This is a genomic window from Corallococcus sp. AB038B, assembly GCF_003668955.1.
Taxonomy (GTDB): Bacteria; Myxococcota; Myxococcia; order Myxococcales; family Myxococcaceae; genus Corallococcus; species Corallococcus exiguus.
Genome location: NZ_RAWO01000003.1, coordinates 120,704 through 137,064 on the forward strand (window position 1 = coordinate 120,704; position 16,361 = coordinate 137,064).

The 16,361-nt window shown below is 71.7% G+C and carries 13 protein-coding genes; 10 read left to right on the forward strand and 3 right to left on the reverse strand.

Features of this window, described 5'->3' with window-relative positions:
• The 10 genes from D7Y04_RS16805 to D7Y04_RS16850 all read left to right on the forward strand — a co-directional run bounded on the left by D7Y04_RS16805 (position 1) and on the right by D7Y04_RS16850 (position 13,457).
• A complete protein-coding gene (locus tag D7Y04_RS16805) occupies positions 1 to 1,464 on the forward strand; it encodes a PEGA domain-containing protein (RefSeq protein WP_233601464.1) in 1,464 nt (487 codons plus the stop codon).
• A gap of 28 nt (positions 1,465 to 1,492) precedes the next feature.
• Entirely contained in the window at positions 1,493 to 2,701 is a 1,209-nt protein-coding gene (locus D7Y04_RS16810) for a PEGA domain-containing protein (protein WP_120599431.1), read from the forward strand.
• Between the two features lie 48 nt (positions 2,702 to 2,749).
• Positions 2,750 to 5,236 (forward strand): signal peptide peptidase SppA, encoded by a 2,487-nt coding sequence (sppA, locus tag D7Y04_RS16815; protein WP_121759975.1) that lies wholly within the window; start codon positions 2,750 to 2,752, stop codon positions 5,234 to 5,236.
• A 288-nt stretch (positions 5,237 to 5,524) separates the two neighbouring features.
• Entirely contained in the window at positions 5,525 to 7,129 is a 1,605-nt protein-coding gene (rho, locus tag D7Y04_RS16820) for a transcription termination factor Rho (RefSeq protein ID WP_121759976.1), read from the forward strand.
• Between the two features lie 59 nt (positions 7,130 to 7,188).
• Complete coding sequence (locus tag D7Y04_RS16825; RefSeq protein ID WP_120600129.1) at positions 7,189 to 7,455, forward strand: hypothetical protein; 267 nt, start codon at positions 7,189 to 7,191, stop codon at positions 7,453 to 7,455.
• 4 nt (positions 7,456 to 7,459) lie between these two features.
• Complete coding sequence (locus D7Y04_RS16830) at positions 7,460 to 9,352, forward strand: DUF4129 domain-containing protein (RefSeq protein ID WP_121759977.1); 1,893 nt, start codon at positions 7,460 to 7,462, stop codon at positions 9,350 to 9,352.
• The gene (locus tag D7Y04_RS16835) at positions 9,345 to 10,622 is read left to right on the forward strand and encodes a DUF4350 domain-containing protein (RefSeq protein ID WP_121759978.1); all 1,278 of its coding nucleotides are present in this window, start codon (positions 9,345 to 9,347) and stop codon (positions 10,620 to 10,622) included. Before D7Y04_RS16830 ends, D7Y04_RS16835 begins: the two co-directional genes overlap by 8 nt.
• Positions 10,619 to 11,620 carry a MoxR family ATPase gene (locus D7Y04_RS16840; protein ID WP_121759979.1) on the forward strand — a complete coding sequence of 334 codons (1,002 nt, stop codon included), beginning with the start codon at positions 10,619 to 10,621 and terminating at the stop codon, positions 11,618 to 11,620. Before D7Y04_RS16835 ends, D7Y04_RS16840 begins: the two co-directional genes overlap by 4 nt.
• Entirely contained in the window at positions 11,617 to 12,924 is a 1,308-nt protein-coding gene (locus D7Y04_RS16845) for a DUF58 domain-containing protein (RefSeq protein WP_120599342.1), read from the forward strand. Before D7Y04_RS16840 ends, D7Y04_RS16845 begins: the two co-directional genes overlap by 4 nt.
• 8 nt (positions 12,925 to 12,932) lie before the next feature.
• Positions 12,933 to 13,457 (forward strand): GNAT family N-acetyltransferase, encoded by a 525-nt coding sequence (locus tag D7Y04_RS16850; RefSeq protein WP_121759980.1) that lies wholly within the window; start codon positions 12,933 to 12,935, stop codon positions 13,455 to 13,457.
• Here D7Y04_RS16850 and D7Y04_RS16855 read toward each other — a convergent pair.
• The 3 genes from D7Y04_RS16855 to D7Y04_RS16865 form a co-directional block, all read right to left on the reverse strand.
• Positions 13,454 to 13,897: an inorganic diphosphatase gene (locus D7Y04_RS16855; RefSeq protein WP_121759981.1), complete on the reverse strand. Its 444-nt coding sequence runs from the start codon at positions 13,895 to 13,897 to the stop codon at positions 13,454 to 13,456. The two genes, D7Y04_RS16850 and D7Y04_RS16855, sit on opposite strands and share 4 nt — an antisense overlap.
• Positions 13,894 to 14,907 (reverse strand): stage II sporulation protein M, encoded by a 1,014-nt coding sequence (locus D7Y04_RS16860; protein ID WP_120599345.1) that lies wholly within the window; start codon positions 14,905 to 14,907, stop codon positions 13,894 to 13,896. Before D7Y04_RS16860 ends, D7Y04_RS16855 begins: the two co-directional genes overlap by 4 nt.
• A gap of 101 nt (positions 14,908 to 15,008) precedes the next feature.
• Complete coding sequence (locus D7Y04_RS16865) at positions 15,009 to 16,325, reverse strand: bifunctional UDP-sugar hydrolase/5'-nucleotidase (RefSeq protein ID WP_370457149.1); 1,317 nt, start codon at positions 16,323 to 16,325, stop codon at positions 15,009 to 15,011.
• Positions 16,326 to 16,361: the final 36 nt, after the last annotated feature.

Below are 16,361 nucleotides of genomic sequence, written 5' to 3' on the forward strand. Positions count from 1 at the left end.
GTGAACACCACCCGCCTTGCCTTGACTGTCGCGCTCGCCTGCATGCTGAGCGCTCCCGCCGCCGACGCCGCCACCAAGCGGAAGGCCGCCGCGAAGAAGAAGCGCCCCGCCGCCACCAAGAAGGTTCCCGCGGCCGAGCCCGAGGACACCTTCACGCCACCGGATGAACCGGCCCCCGATTCGGACGTGCCCGTCGCGCCCAAGGCGGCCGCCCCGGCGCCCGTCGCTCCGGCCACGCCCGCCGCCCCGAAGAAGCTGGCGGACGTTCCGGCTCCGGCGCGCGCGGCGACGTCCAACGCGGTGGCCATCTTTGGCGTGGCCCGCCAGTCGGCCGCGACGGACTCCGCGGCGAAGCTGGAGGACACGCTCACCCGGCGGCTGGGCAGCGCGGGCGACGTCCAGTTCGTGGACCTGGCCACTGCCTTCCCGCCCCCGGAGCCCCAGGGCAATCCCCGGGGTGACGCCCTCTTCGACGAGGGCCGCGCGGCGTACGACAACCTGGACCCGGACGCCGCCGCGGCGAAGTTCAAGGCGGCCGCGGAAGCCTACGTGCAGCGCCCCGGCGACCTGCGCCCGGAGAAGCTGGGTGAGACGTACCTCTTCCAGGGTGCGGCCCAGTTGCTCAACGGCGACGTGGCGGGCGCGAAGGCGGCCTTCACGAACGCGCTCCTCGCGGAGCCTTCGCTGCGCCCGGACGCGGGCCTCTTCGGCCAGGACGTGCAGCGGGTGTTCTCGGAGGCGCAGAGCGAGCTGAACGCGCAGCCTCAGGGCACGCTGGTGGTGAACACCCAGCCGCAGGGCGCGCGCGTGCTGGTGCGCGGCCGCGACGTGGGCACGACGCCGCTGTCCGGCGCGAAGCTGGCCCCGGGCCGCTACCCCGTGCAGGTGGTGCTGCCGGGCTACGCCCCGTTCGCGACGTACGTGGAGGTGAAGCCGTCCGCCCCCACGGAGCTGAAGACGAAGCTCGGTTCCGCGCCGGGCCTGTCCGCGCTGCGTGACGCGGCGACGAAGGCCGGCACCGAAGCCGCCTTCGACGCGAACGGCACGCCCCCGGAAGTGGGCGCCATCGCCGAGCGGCTCAACGCGCGCTACGTGGTGCTGGCGGCCACGTTCCAGGACAAGAAGGGCCGGCTGCACGGCGAGGTGCAGGCGTGGGACGTGCGCACCAAGAACCGCCTGCGCGGCGTGGAGGTGGACTTCGGCAAGCGCGACGGCAAGGGCAGCGCGGACTTCGCCGCGGACCAGGTGCACACCTTCCTCACCGGCGCCGCGCTGCCCCAGGGCCGCGAGGACGCGTCGAAGGAGCCGCTCGTTTCCAGCGACTCCGTGCTGCGCAAGCCCTGGTTCTGGGCGGCGGCGGCGGGCGTGGCGGCCGTGACGGCGGGCGTGGTGTACGTGGCCACCACGGACCGCGGCCCCGGCTTCAACCCGGTGAACGGTTTCCCCGGTGGAATTTCCTTCTAGCCCGAGCGTCAAGCGCACAGGACTCCTCATGAAAGCCCTTCCGCTCGCGCTCGTGCTGCTGCCCGCCCTGGCGCTGTCATCCTCGCCCCCGGCGGGCCGCATCTCCGCGCTGCTCATCCCCATGGACCCGTCGTCCGAGTCCTCGGGGGTGCAGATGGAGAGCTACCTGAACGACGCGCTCGGCAACTTCCCCAGCTACTCCGTGCGCAAGCCGCGCGACCTCTTCGGCCTGCCGGACGACCCGTCCGCGCAGGCGTCCTTCCAGCGCGCGAAGAAGGGCTACGAGGAGAGCGTCAAGGCCTTCGAGGCGCGCGAGTACGAGGACGCGGAGCGCAAGGTGCGCGCCACCCTCAAGGAGCTGGACGGCTCCGTCGCGGCCATGACGTCCTGCTTCCCGCTGTGCGACGCGCTGGCGCTGCACGGCGCCATCCTCCAGCTGCGGGGCGACGTGGAGGAGGCCAAGCTGCTGCTCATCGACCTGATGGCGCTCAACCCCACGTTCGAGCTGAACCCCAAGCGCTTCAGCCGGGACTTCATCAGCCTGCGCGTGCAGGTGGCCACCAGCCGTCCCTCGCAGCTGCGCGGCAGCGCCACCTTCAAGTCCCGGCCCGCGGGTGCCCGCGTGTACGTGGACGGCGAGCCGGTGGGCTACACGCCGCTGACGCTGCCCACGCTGCCGGTGGGCAAGCACCTGGTGCGCATGGAGCGGCCGGGCTTCCGCCAGTTCGGGCAGATCGCGGAGGTGACGCCGGACGACGTGGACGTCGTCGCCTCGCTGGCGCCCACGGCCACCTACAAGGCCTACGACGCGCAGCTGGACAAGGTGATTCCGGACGTGTCCCGCCCCAGCGACAAGCCGGCCAACGCCATCGTCTCGCTGGGCAAGTCGCTGAGCCTGGACCGGGCGATGGTGGGCACCGTGCGCGTCATCCCGGAGCGGGGCACGGAGCTCGCCGTGGGTCTCTTCGACGTGAAGAGCGGCAAGCGCCTGGGCTCGCGCAAGCTGGTGCTCCAGGGCGACGAGTACGGCCAGCTCAAGTCGGAGATGGAGCGCATCGCCAACCAGCTCATCAACAGCGAGGGCGAACAGGTCCAGAAGAAGCGCGACCCGCTGGACAACCGCAGCGGCGCGGAGGACTGGGGTTCGGAGGACCGCGGAGGCAACTCCCGACAGTCCGTCAAGAAGCACTCCGGGGATGACCCGCTGGACGACGTGTCGGGTACCGAGGACTGGTAACACGCGGCGCTTGTCCCGGGACGGCTCGCACCTAGAGTCCCGGGCCGTATGCGCCACCTGCCGCTGCTCGCCCTCCTCCCCAGCCTCGCGATTGCCCAGACGGGCGCCGTCGACCGCGCCCCCGTCCCGCCCCTGGGCATCACCCTGCCGCCCACCAACGCGGCGCTCATCGACGAAGCGCCCGCCCTGTCCCTCAACCCCGCCGGCCTGGGGTTCCAGGACGCGGGGCAGCTCTTCTACCTCCACGAGCGAAACCTCCAGTCCGACTCCGTGGGCGACGCCGTGTTCCTGGGCGCGCGCCTGCTGGGCCTGGGCGCGGGCTTCTCCCTGGAGTGGATCCGCGGCGAGAACGCGCCGGACTACCGCAAGACGTCCTTCGGACTGTCGCTGGGGCCTCGCACGCTGCAGCTGGGCGCCGCGCTGCACGACTTCAGCAGCTCGGATGACCCCCGCATCAGCGGACTGACGAGCTGGGACGTGGGCCTCACCGCGCGCCCCTTCCGCTTCCTGTCGCTGGCCGCGGTGGCCAAGGACCTGAACGCCCCGGAGCAGGACGGCCTCAAGCTGCAGCGCCGCTACAACTTCGGCCTGGGCCTGCGCCCGCTGGGTGAGCGCTACACGCTGGGCGTGGACTGGCTCTTCGCGGAGGGAGGCTTCCGGGAGGGCCTGGCCACGTACACGCTCCAGGCGGAGGTGGTGCGCGGCCTGAGGCTGGGCGGCGGCCTGTCCCACGGCTTCGTCAGCGGCATTCCCCTGGCGCTCCAGCTCGCGGCCACGGTGGACCTGGGCCACGCGGGCCTGACGTACGCGGCGGGCGGCGCGGGCAACGGCCTGGACCACGTGCTGCAGGTGCGCCTGTCGTCGGAGCGCTACCGCGCCCTGCACGGCGGCGGCGGCGTGGTGGCGCTGCTGGATTTGGACGACATGCTCGCGGGCGGAGTGAGCCCCGCGCTGGCCATCCTGGGCGTGAGCGAGGCGGACCCGTACCTGCGCCTGATGAAGTTCCTGGACCTGGCCACGCGCGATGAGCGGCTCAAGGGCGTAGTGGTGAAGATGGAGGGCCTGCCCGGCGTGGGCTGGGGCACGGCGGAGGAGCTGCGCCAGTCGCTGCTCAAGCTGCGCGAGGCGGGCAAGAAGGTCGTGGTGGTGATGCTGTCCGGGGATGACCGCAGCTACCTGGTGGCGTCCGCGGCGGACAGCGTCTACGCGCTGACGGAGGCGTCGCTGCCCATCAACGGCCTGTCCGCCACGGTGACGTCGCTGGGCGGCACCATGGAGAAGCTGGGCGTGACGTGGGACGTGGCGCGCGTGGGTGAGTACAAGACGGCGATGGAGCAGTTCACCCGCTCCGACATGAGCCCCGCGGAGCGCGAGACGCTGGACGCATACCTGGACTCCCAGGTGACGCACTACGAGAAGGCCGTGGAGGCCGGGCGCAAGCTGCCCCCGGAGAAGCTGCGCGCCGCGTGGGCCCAGGGCATCCTGTCCTCGAAGCGGGCGCAGGCGGCGGGCCTGCTGGACGGCGTGGTGTCCGCGACGGAGCTGGACGCGCGCGTGGCGGAGTGGTTCCCGGGCATGCGCTTCCACCCGACGTACTCGCCGCGCGAAGAGCGCGAGGACCGCTGGGGTCTGCGCCGCCGCATCGCGGTGGTGCCGGTGCTGGGCGACATCACCGGCGGCCGCAGCCGTGAGGACCCGCTGGGCTTCGCGCAGGTGGCGGGCGCGGAGACGGTGGTGCGCGCGCTGCAGGAGGCCCAGGAGGATCCGTCCGTGGTGGCCATCATCCTGCGCGTGGACTCCGGCGGCGGCGACGTACTGGCCTCGGACCTGATGTACCGCGCGGTGCTGGAGGCGAAGAAGCACAAGCCGGTCATCGCCTCCATGGGCGACGCGGCGGCCTCCGGTGGCTACTACGCGGCGGTGGCCGCGGACGAGGTTCTGGCGGAGCCCACCACGCTGACGGGCAGCATCGGCGTCTTCTATCCGAAGCCCGCGCTGGAGGGCCTGGGCACCAAGCTGGGGGTGAACCAGGAGACGCTCAAGCGCGGCGACATGGCGGACCTGCTGGAGTGGTGGAAGCCGTGGACGCCCGAGCAGCAGGCTGCGGTGCAGACCTGGGTGGACGACTCCTACGACACGTTCATCACGGAGGTCGCCCGCAACCGGAAGATGGACAAGGCGAAGGTGGACGCCGTGGCCCGCGGCCGGGTGTGGAGCGGGAAGGACGCGCTCGCCCGGGGGCTGGTGGACGGGCTGGGCGGCATGCCGGAGGCCGTCGCGTCGGCGCGCAAGCGCGCGAAGGTGCCCACTTCGGAGGAGCTGGACCTGGACGTCATGGGGGACGCGCGCGGCTTCCTCTCCGGGCTGGGCGGGGAGCCCGGCGTGCACGCGCTGGCGGGGCTGCTGCTGCCCGCGCTGCCGGAGCGCCCGCCGGAGGCCCTGGCCGTGCTCGCCCGGGAGGTGGGGCTGGGTTCGCCCGAGCTCCTGCGCCCCGGCCTGAAGGCCATGATGCCCTTCCGCGTGCGCATCCGCTGACGGGCTTCCCGAGGCTCCCGAGACGCCTCCTGCCCCCTGGGGAGGTCTCCCGGTGGACAGGCCACGCACACGGGCGGCGAAAATGCGGGCGCCCCATCCGGGCGCTCTGTTAGGGTGGTCAGTGCCTCCCGGCCGGCGCTAGGGCCGTCGGGGGGTTTCAGGAACCGGCGGTTTCGGCCTTCTCGCAGGCCCCGCGTCCGGCTTCCTGTCCCAAAACCTGCTTCCTGACGTCCCCGGCGGGCCCGCTCAAGGCCGCCGCCCTCAAAGGGCCGTCACGCGTGGAGCCCCATGAGCGAGAATTCCGACAACCCCGAGACCCGCAACCCGCCGCCCCCACCCGCGGCCGCCCGTCCTCCCCCGCCCCCCGAGGCGGACGACGACGGCGGTGACGACGAGGGCGACGAGGGCCCCGACGAGGGTGATGCCTCCGCCGGAGGCGCTGGCCAGAACGGCGCCCCTGGTGCCGCTGGCCAGGGCGGCCGCCGCCGCCGTCGCCGCCGCCGCCGTCGTGGCGCGCAGGTGCACCTCACCCCGGAGGGCCAGGCCTACCGCATGCAGGCGGGCCCGGACGGCCAGCAGGTGCAGGTCTTCCTGACGCCGCAGGAGCTGGAGCAGTACCGCCAGCGCCAGGCCCAGCAGCAACAGCCGCAGCCCCAGGGCGGCGGCCAGCCTCAGGGCCAGGAGAGCCGCCCGCAGGACGGCGGCCAGCCGCAACCGCCACCGCAGCGGCACGAGCACCCGCGCCATCAGCAGCAGCAGCGCGGCGGCGGACACGCCCAGGGCGCGCCGCAGCAGAACCTGGCGCCCGTGGAGGGCGTGCTGGACACGGAGGCCAAGGGCCCCAACGCGTTCCTGCGTCAGGTGAAGCGCAACCTGCTGGCGTCGCCGGACGACCCGGAGATGCCGAAGAACCTGGTGCAGAAGCTGCGCCTGCGGCAGGGCCAGTACCTCACCGCGTTCGCGCAGATGCGCGGCCACAAGGGCGTCATCCAGAAGGTGGACACGGTGGACGGCCGCCCGCTGGAGGGCGCGCCCCGGCTGCCGCACTTCGCGGACCTCACCTCCGTGGACCCCACCGAGCGGCTGAAGCTGGAGAACGGCCACAAGGAGATGGTCACGCGCGTGTTGGACCTCATCGCGCCCATCGGCAAGGGTCAGCGCGCGCTCATCGTCGCCCCGCCCAAGACGGGCAAGACGATCATGCTCCAGCGCATCGCCCAGGCCGTCATCCAGAACCACCCGGAGTGCCACGTCATGGTGGTGCTCATCGACGAGCGCCCCGAAGAAGTGACGGACATGCGCCGGAGCATCAAGGCGGAGGTCATCGCCTCCAGCTCCGACCGTCCCACGGGCGACCACCTCAAGGTCGCGGAGCTCGCGCTGGAGCGCGCCCGCCGGCTGGTGGAATCCGGCAAGGACGTGGTCATCCTCCTGGACTCCATCACCCGCCTGGCGCGCGCCTACAACAAGGAAGTGGACAGCTCCGGCCGCACCATGACGGGCGGCGTGGACAGCCGCGCCCTGGAGCGCCCCAAGCGCATCTTCGGCGCCGCGCGCGCCACGGAAGAGGCGGGCTCGCTCACCATCATCGGCACGGCGCTCATCGACACCGGCAGCCGCATGGACGAGGTGATTTTCGAGGAGTTCAAGGGCACGGGTAACTCCGAGGTCACCCTGGACCGCCTGCTCGCGGAGAAGCGCATCTTCCCGGCCATCAACATCCCCCAGTCCGGCACTCGCAAGGAGGAGAAGCTCTTCACCCTGCGCGAATACGAAAAGGTGAAGAAGCTGCGGCAGATGCTCTTCTCCGTGAAGCCGGTGGAGGCCATGGAGGCGCTCGTCAAACGCCTGGGCCGGTACACCTACAACGACGAGTTCTTCGACGAGATGTAGTCCCCGGGAAGCCCGCGCGGGGGTGGTGTGGCGAGCCCTGGATTGCGTAAGGTGAGCGCATGATTCAGGGCTCGGGCCGCTGCCACTACCACCCGGACCGCGCGGGCCTGGGCGTCTGCGTGGAGTGCCGGCGCGTCATCTGCCGCGAGTGCACCACGCAGTTCGAGGGCATCAACCGCTGCGCCAGCTGCCTCGAGAAGCGCCGCAAGGCGCTGGAGGGGCCGCCGCCAAGGCGCGAGTGGAGCGTGGCGCACGTGGTGCTGGCGCTCGTGGGCGTCGTGCTCGTGTGGGGCGGCGTCCTGTTGGCGGCGCACGCGGTGGGCTGACGCGATGGCCGTCTCCGCATTGGAGTTGCGCCCCCGGGGTCCGGTGGCCTTGATGGACGCGGCGCTGCGCCTGTGCGCGCGCGACGCGGGCGTGTGGGCCCTCACGCTGCCGGGTGGCGCGGCGGTGGTGGCCGCGCTGCTGCATCTGGTGGACGCCGTGGATCATGGGCGCTCCCCTACCCTGCCCGCGCTGTACGTGACGCTCGCGTGGTTCCTGCGAGGCGTGGGCCAGGGCGCGGCGTGCCACTACGTGCAGGAGCTGCTGCTGGGCGCGAAGACGGAGCCGTCCGTGCGCCAGTCCCTGCGCGCGGCGCTGGAGAAGCTGCCCAGCCTGTTCATCGCGGTGGCGTACCTGGCGTTCTTCAACGTGCTGACGCTGACCTTCTCGCTGGGCATCGCGCTGTTCCTCCTCTCCGCGCAGGGCGTGGGCTACGCGGCGACGATGCAGGGCCGGGGCAGCCCGCTGAAGCTGTACGCGGTGGGCTCGCGGCTGTTGGGCCCGTCGCGCGGGACGGCCACCGCGGTGCGCTGGCTGATGGGCGTGCAGGTGCTGGTGTTCCTCAACCTGCACGTGGGGCTCAACACGCTGCTGTACCTCGGGCGGCAGCTCGTGGGCATCGACCTGACGTTCGCGGAGCGGTTCGCGTCGTTGGACAACCCGCCGTGGCTCGTGTTCCTCGCGGCGACGACGTTCGCCCTCTTCGAGCCCCTGCGCGCGGCGACCTCCACGTTGCTGCTGGTGGACGGACGCGTGCGGCAGGAAGGCCTGGACCTGCTGGCCGCCGTGCAGCAACTCCCGGAGCGGAGTACGCAGCGCGGGGTGCTGGCATCCAAGGGCGTGGCCGCGGCGCTGCTGCTGGCCACGGGCCTGCTCCTCACGGTCCCCGCTCCGGTGGAAGCCGCGCCGGAGGCCACCGCGCCCGTGGACCGCAAGGCGCTGCGCACCCGGCTGGAGAAGGTCGCGACGGAGTGCGAGCTGCCCGAACAGGTGGAGGGCACGGCGCTCAAGGACTTCGATGCGCTGAACGCGCGGGAGACGGTCAAGCTTGAGCGCTTCGTTCGCCACCTGGAGCAGTTGGCCTACGACGACGAGGACTGCGAGACAGCGGCGGTGGCGCTGGAGAACGGGCTCGCGCAGGTGACGGCCACGGCCGAGGCCCAGGCGCGCGTGGACGCCCGGGCAGCCACGGACCGGGCGCGGGCCATCCTCGCGAGGCCGGAGTTCCAGGATCGCCCGGAGAAAGCCCCGGCCGAACCGAAGGAGGAAGAGGTCCCGCCTTCGGAGCCGAGCTGGTGGCGCCGCTTCATCGACAAGCTGGGCGAATGGCTCAGGGACTTCTTCAAGCGCAACAACCCGCGGCCCCAGTCGCATGACACGGCCCTGCCCGTGAGCGGAGGCGCGGCGGCGAACGCCCTCGTCGTGATGCTGGTCGCGCTGACGCTGGCGGTGCTGGGAGTGGTCGTCGTGAACGTGCTGCGGCGCAAGCGCGAGAAGTCGGGCCCGGCGCTGGAGGTGAGCACCATGGACGCCGCGGCGCTCGCGGGCAGCCCGGACCACGCGCTGTCGCGTCCGCCCGAGGGATGGGCGCACCTGGCCGACGCGCTGGCCGCGAAGGGCGAGTACCGCGAGGCGGTGCGCAACCTGTACCTCGCGCTCCTGTCGCGCCTGCACCGCGACGGCGCCATCCACTACGACGAGACGCTGTCCAACTGGGACTACCTGCGCGCGTTCCGGGGCCGCGCGGAGGTGAAGGCCCCGTTCCGCGAGCTGACGCGCCGCTTCGACTTCGCGTGGTACGGCAACGTGCCCGTGAGCGCCGACGGCTACACCGAGTTCCGCGCCATCACCGCCCCGCTGCTCGCCGCGCCGGCCGCGCAGGAGGCCGTCGGTGCGTGACCGTTTCCCGCTGCTCGTGCTGGGAAGCCTGCTGCTCGCGGGCGTGCTCGGGACGTTCCTGGTGCGCGGCGCCCAGCGCGGCGGCTTCGCGGATCCGCTGTCCACCTTCCGCGCGGAACCGGATGGCGCGCGTGCCCTCTATCTGCTCGCGCAGGAGAGCGGCCTGCCGGTGACGCGCAACATGGCGGACCTGCGCCTTCTCACCGGCCATGAGGCGCTGGTGCTGCTCGCCGTGGAGGTCCAGGACTCGCACGAGGAGGATCCGGATCAGACGCGGCTCGCCTCGGATCCAGACGCGGGCGTGGACGACGAGGAAGCGCCGCACACGGGCTTCAATGCACTGCGGGCGCAGCAGTTGGACGACGACGAGGTGGAGCGCGTGCTGTCCCATGTCCGCGCCGGTGCCTCGCTCGTGTACGTGCCCTGGGGCTCGAAGGAGAACGCGCTCCTGGATGAGTTGGGCGTGAAGCTGGACAAGGCGGACGTGACGCTGCCCATGCGCACGCTGGTGCCGTCGCTGCCCACGCCGTACACGCTGGGCGTGGAGCGCGTGGAGGCGAAGGTCCAGGCCTATCTCCGGCTGCCGGAGGGCGCCGTCACGGTGCTGGAGGATGAACGCCTGGGCTTCCCCGTGGCGGCGGTGATTCACGCGGGCAAGGGCCGGGTGCTGGTGGTGGGCGCCCCGGAGCTCGCGATGAACCCGGCGCTCGCGAGGGCGGACAACGCGCAGTTCTGGCTGAGCGCGCTGGAGGCCATGGGCCCCGGCCCCTTCGCCTTCGACGAGTTCCACCACGGCTTCACCAACGAGCGCTCGCTCGTGGACTTCGCGCGCCGCTACGGCCTGCACTTCGCCGTCGCGCAGCTGCTCCTGGGCGTCGTGCTGTGGGCGGGCGCGCTGAAGCGCTTCGGCCGTCCGCTCCCTCCGCCCGAGTCCATGCGCGTGGGCGCCACGGACGCCCTCTTCGCCATGAGCCGCCTGTACCGCGAGGGCCGGCACCACGGCTTCGCCGCGGGACTCATCTCGCGCGGACTCACGCAGCAGCTGGCGCCGCTCGCGGGCCTGCCTTCGCACTCCACCGCGGTCGCCGTCGCCGAAGGGCTGCGCACGCGCGGACGCCAGGACCTGGCGGACGGGCTGCTCGACGTGACCCGCCAGTCCGAGACCGTCCGTACGGACGCCGACATCCAGGCCCTCGCCACTTCCGCCGCGCGACTGCGCGAGCGCATCCACCCCGCCGGCACCGGCCGGCCCCGCCCCGGAATCTCATGAACGCCCCGCCCTTCTCCCCTCCTCCCTTCCCGGACACCGGCAACGCCGTGCGGGCCGCGAACGCCATCCGTGAGGGCGTCCTCGCGGAGGTGCGCAAGGCCGTGGTCGGGCAGGACGAACCGCTGGAGCTGATGCTCTGCGGGCTCGTGGCCGGCGGGCACATCCTCCTGGAGGGCGTGCCCGGCGTGGCCAAGACGCTGATGGCCAAGGCGCTGTCGCGCAGCGTGGGCGCGGACTTCAAGCGCATCCAGTTCACGCCGGACCTGATGCCCGCGGACATCCTGGGCACCAGCGTCTTCGACCTGAAGTCCCAGGTCTTCGTGCTCGCGCGAGGCCCCATCTTCACGGACCTGCTGCTGGCGGATGAAATCAACCGCGCTCCCGCGAAGACGCAGTCCGCACTGTTGGAGGCCATGCAGGAGCGCGCCGTGTCGCTGGAGGGCAAGAACCTCCAGCTGTCGCCCATGTTCACGGTGTTCGCCACGCAGAACCCGGTGGAGTCCGAGGGCACGTACCCGCTCCCCGAGGCGCAGCTGGATCGCTTCCTCCTGAAGATCGACGTGGGCTATCCCGCGCCGGAGGAGGAGGACGCCATCCTCGAATCCGTGCACCGGGGCTTCGACGCGGGCGACCTGGCGCGAGCGGGCGTGAACGCGGCGGTGACGAAGGACGACCTGCTCCAGGCGCGCGCGGCCCTCAGCACGGTGAACGTGGAACCGCCAGTCCTCGGGTACATCCGCAAGGTGGTGGCGGCGACGCGGAGCTCGCCCAACATCCGTCTGGGCGCGGGGCCGCGCGCGGGCGTGCACCTGCTGCTCGCGTCGAAGGCGCTGGCGGTGCTGAGAGGCCGCGACTTCGTCACGCCGGACGACGTGCGCTTCCTGGTGGGCCCGGTGCTGCGTCACCGGCTGCTCCTCTCGCCGGACGCGGAGCTGGACGGGGCCACGCCCGCGGACGTGCTGCGCGAAGTGGTCCAGGGCGTCGAGGTCCCCCGGTGATTCCCTCCGAGCGCCTGTGGGGGCTGCTTGCCCTGCTAGCGCTGCCCATGGCGCTGGCGGGCTTCTTCCCGGGTCTGGGCGGCGCGGTGCTGGCGCTGGACGCGCTGGCCGTGGCGCTGGCCGCGTTCGACTTCCTCCAGGCCCGCCGAGTGCGGCTGGAGGTGGAGCGCCTGTTGCCGGAGCGCCTCAACGTGGGCGTGGCCAATCGCGTCGAGCTGCGCCTGGTGCACCGGGGCGGAGGCACGGTGGAGGTGCGCGTGAAGGACGACGCGCCACCGTCGTTCACCGTGGAGCCCTCGGAGGCGACGCTGCGCCTCACGCCAGACAGCCAGACGCAGTGGGTGTACCGGGCCACGCCCGCGAAGCGCGGCAAGTTCAGCTTCGGCGCCGTGCACGTGCGCGTGCGGGGCCCACTGGGGCTTGTCTCGCACGAGCGCACGTTCCCGGCGGAGCGCACGGTGTCGGTGTACCCGGACCTGCGAGGAGCCCGGAGGCTGCTGTTGTCCGGAGCGGCGCTGGACCTGGTGAACCTGGGTCTGCGGCAGCTGCGGCGTGACGGCCAGGGCAGCGAGTTCGCGCGCCTGCGTGATTACGCCCAGGGCGACAGCGTGCGCGACGTGGACTGGAAGGCCACCGCGCGCCGGGGCAAGCCGGTGACACGGGTGCTGGAGTCGGAGCGCTCGCAGGCGCTGATCATCTGCGTGGACGCGGGGCGCTCCATGGCGGCCCAGGTGGACGGCCTCACCAAGTTGGATCACGCGGTGAACGCGGCGCTGTTCCTCGCATTCGTGGCCATCCGAAACGGGGACCGAGTGGGCCTGGCCCTCTTCGCGGACGGAGTGAAGGCCTACCTGCCGCCCGCGGCGGGCCGGGGCCAGTACCGCAAGCTGGTGGACACGCTCTACTCCACGACGCCCAGCCTCACGTACGTGGACTACCTGGCGCTCTTCAAGGAGCTGAACGTGCGCCTCAACCGGCGCAGCCTGCTGTGCGTCTTCACGGACTTTCTCGACGAGGAGCAGGCCGGAACGCTGGTGGCCCCACTGCACCGGCTCGCGCGCCGCCACGTCCCGCTGTGCCTGTCCGTGAAGGACACCGCGTTGCAGAAGCTGCTGCGCACGCCGCCGTCAGGACCCGAGGAAGCGTTCCAGCACGCGGTGGCGTCGGAGCTGCTCACGGACCGCGAGGTGCTCAAAGCGCGCGTGAGCAAGGGCGGCGTGCAGATGCTGGACGTCGCACCGGATGAACTGAGCCTCGCGGCGGTGAATCGGTATCTCGACATCAAGGCGCGCGGCGTCCTCTAGGGGGCCACATGATCCGGACGGCATTCCAGACGGCGGACTTCACGGCGGTCCCCGTCGACGACAGCGACACGCACCTCGTGCAGCCGCTCCTCGACCGCTGCGAGGACTACCACCAGATCGCCTACGGTCGCCCCGCGCTCCCGGATCAAGCCCGGAACATCCCCAGCGGACGGCCTCCCACGCTCGCGCCCGGCCAGGGTCACCTCTTCGCGCTTCGCGACGCGCAGGGCGGCCTCGCGGGAATGCTCGAAGCCCTGCGTGACTTCCCGGCACCGGGTGAGTGGTACATCGGCCTGCTGCTCCTCGCGCCGGAAGCCCGAGGCCACGGCCGGGGTGAGGCCGTGCTGAGCGCCTACGCGGACTACGTGCGCGCGAACGGTGGCCGGCTGCTGCGAGTGGCGGTGGTGGAGCACAACGACGCCGGGCGCCGCTTCTGGACGCGCGTGGGCTTCCAACCAGAGCAGTGGGTGGGCCCCATCGAGCAGGGCCTTCGGATGAACCGGGTCCTGAAGATGACGAAGGCCCTCGGCTAGGCCTCGGGCCTCTCGCTCAGCCAGCCCACGAAGCGCGTGTCGGGCACGTCGCCGCGCACGCGGTGCAGCCCCCGCTTGAACAGGGCATAGACCCGGAAGAAGCGCTCCAGGCCCACGCGCTCGGAGGGCGTCATCGGATGCGTCCCGCAGACCACCTTCGGGTCGCCCTTCCCCGCATCGATGAAGCCCAGCACGGCCACCACCGGCACGCGCACCCGCTGCCCCTGCGAAAGCCGAGGCCCCAGCACCACCGCGTCCAGCGGGTCCCCATCATCCGACAGCAGGCCCGGAATGGACCCGTAGTTGTACGGACACGGCAGCGGCGACACGAAGTCCACGGAGCCATCCGCGCGCCGCTTCACCATGGAGAAGCGCGGGCACTCAATCAGCACCTCCGGCTCACGCGGCAGCGGAGGCACGGACAGGTCCGGCCCGCTCATCCCACCAGCTCCGCCGTCGCACGCGCATCCCCGCGCCGACCGCGCATCCAGTCCGAAAGCAGGTACGCGTAGACGCCCGCCCCCACCGTGAGCGCGAAGCCAACCTTGAAGGCCACCGACAGCTTCGGAGGATGAATCTGCGACACGGTGCCTTCGATGAAGCCCGCGAGCACGAACAGCACCAGCGTGCCGAACAGCATCTTCACCGCGGTCACCGCCTCCTTGCGCAGCGCCTGCCCGCGAGACAACCCACCCGGGGCCACCATGCCCCGCGCGATGACGAGCCCCGCCGCGCCCGCGATGCAGATGGCTGAAATCTCCGGGATGCCGTGCGGGAGGATCCACGCCCAGAACCACCCCGCCATCCCCTTCGCCGCGTACACCTGCGCGAGCGCCCCCAGGAACAGGCCGTTGACGAACAGCATCACCGCCGTGCCCAGCCCCAGCGTGACGCCCAGCGCGAACGCCAGGAAGGCCACCTGGATGTTGTGCGTGAAGAGGAACGTCGTGAACTGGGCCTGCTCCTCCACGGTCATGCCCTTGCCCGCGGCCTCGTCCGCGGCGCGCTTCACGGGGTCCAGGCTCACGTGCTGCCCGGGCACCAGGTAGTGCCCGGCGTCCGGATCCACCACCATGCCCACGTAGCCGAAGCCCGCGCCCGCCAGGAACAGCAGCACCGACGCCACGTACATGCGCCACTCATGACGCAGGAGCGCCGGGAAGCCGCGCGCCACGAAGGCCCACACGTCCGCGAACCGGGGCCGGCGGCCTGGATACGTCAGCGCGTACGCGCGGCCCACCAGGTCGTTGAGGTACGCGCTCACGTCCGCGGAGCCGCTGCGCGCACGCACCCACAACAGGTCACTGGAGACGGCGCGGTACAGCTTCCCCAACGAGCGGGCCTCGTCCAGGCTCAGCTTGCGCAGCCCTTCGCCCTCGGACTTGTCCAGCAGCGACTCCAGTTGCTGCCAGCGCGGGCGCCGCGTCTCGATGAACTCCGCCATCTCCATGGGCCCACTCTAACCGAGCCCCAGAAACGGCGAGGCGCCGGCCGCCCTCCCCGTTTCGAGGGAGGACTCCGGCGCCCCGGTGCTCCAGGACCGCGGAAGCGCTACTTGACCAGCTTCTCCAGCGGCTTCGCCTCGGTGGAGGCCTGGGCCTCCGTCCACTCAACAACGGGCGTCTGCCACGCCATGCCCGTCTCCGCCGGGTCCGTGTCCAGCTTCTCGAAGTCGAAGCCGTCACCGCCGAAGTACAGGTACTCGACCGTGGCGACCGTGTACTCCTTCTTCGGATCCAGCGCCTTGCCCTGGGCGTCCTTGAACTTGCCCTTGCCCGCCGCGGTGAAGCCGGCCACGAGCGCGTCCGGGTTCGCCAGCTGCTTGGCCAGGTCCTCGCCCTTGAGCTTCACGGTGAGCAGCGAGTTCTCGAACGGCATCGCCGAGTACACGCTGCCCAGCGTCACGTCGCCCTTGGACAGGCCATTGCGGATGCCGCCCTTGTTGAGGATGGCCCCATCGGTGTTGAGCTGCGTGCGCACCGCGCCCGCGACCCACTTCGCCATCAGCGGCGAGTCCTGCGGGATGCCCGTCTTGGTGAAGCCGATCTTCCGGCCCAGCGCCTGGTCCACCTTCGTCTGCCACTCCGCGATGCGCTTCGCCGTCTCCGCGTCCGGCGTGCCGCCCGCGACCTCGACGACCTTCGTGTCCACGCCAGTCAGCTTCTGGCCCGCCGCCTTCGCCGGGTCGAACTTCAGCTGCGCGCGCAGGTACGAATCGAAGCCACGGCCCAGCGACGCGTACGTGGTGTCACCCTCGGTCTTCACGCCCGGGGCGTCCGTGCCGCAGCGGCCACCGGCCACCAGCGACACCTTCCAGTCCGCGTGCTTCGCCAGCACCGGCTGCAGGTCCGTGGGGCACTGGTCCGCCACCACCACGACGACGTCCGCGCCCGCCTTGCGAGCCTCGGGGATGGCCGTGCTCAGCGCGTCCTCGTTGGGGGTGACCTCCAGGCCCTCGGCGCGGCCGGACATCGCCGTGCGCACCGTCTTCTGGGAGGTGAGGCCCACCACCGCAATCTTCAGGCCCCGCCGCTCGTAGACCTGGAACGCGGGCATGGACAGGTCCTTGGCCAGCGTCGCGTCCGTCACCTTCAGGTTCGCGGCCAGGAAGGGGAAGCCCCCGGCCGTGCGGTTCTTCAGGAAGGAATCCTTGGCGTACGACAGCTCGTGGTTGCCCAGAGCGGAGGCCGCAAAGCCCATGTGCCCCATCACTTCGGCCGTCGGAGCACCCAGGAAGAAGGAGGAGATGGCCGGGCCCGTCCACAGGTCGCCCGTCGTCAGGGCGAGCGTGCCGGCATCCGGACAGGTCGCCTGGCCGTCCTTCAGCGGACCGGCACAGTGCTTTTCATCATTCACCCAGCGGCCCATCAGCTCCGCGGCGCCGCCCTTGCCGTCAACGGGCAG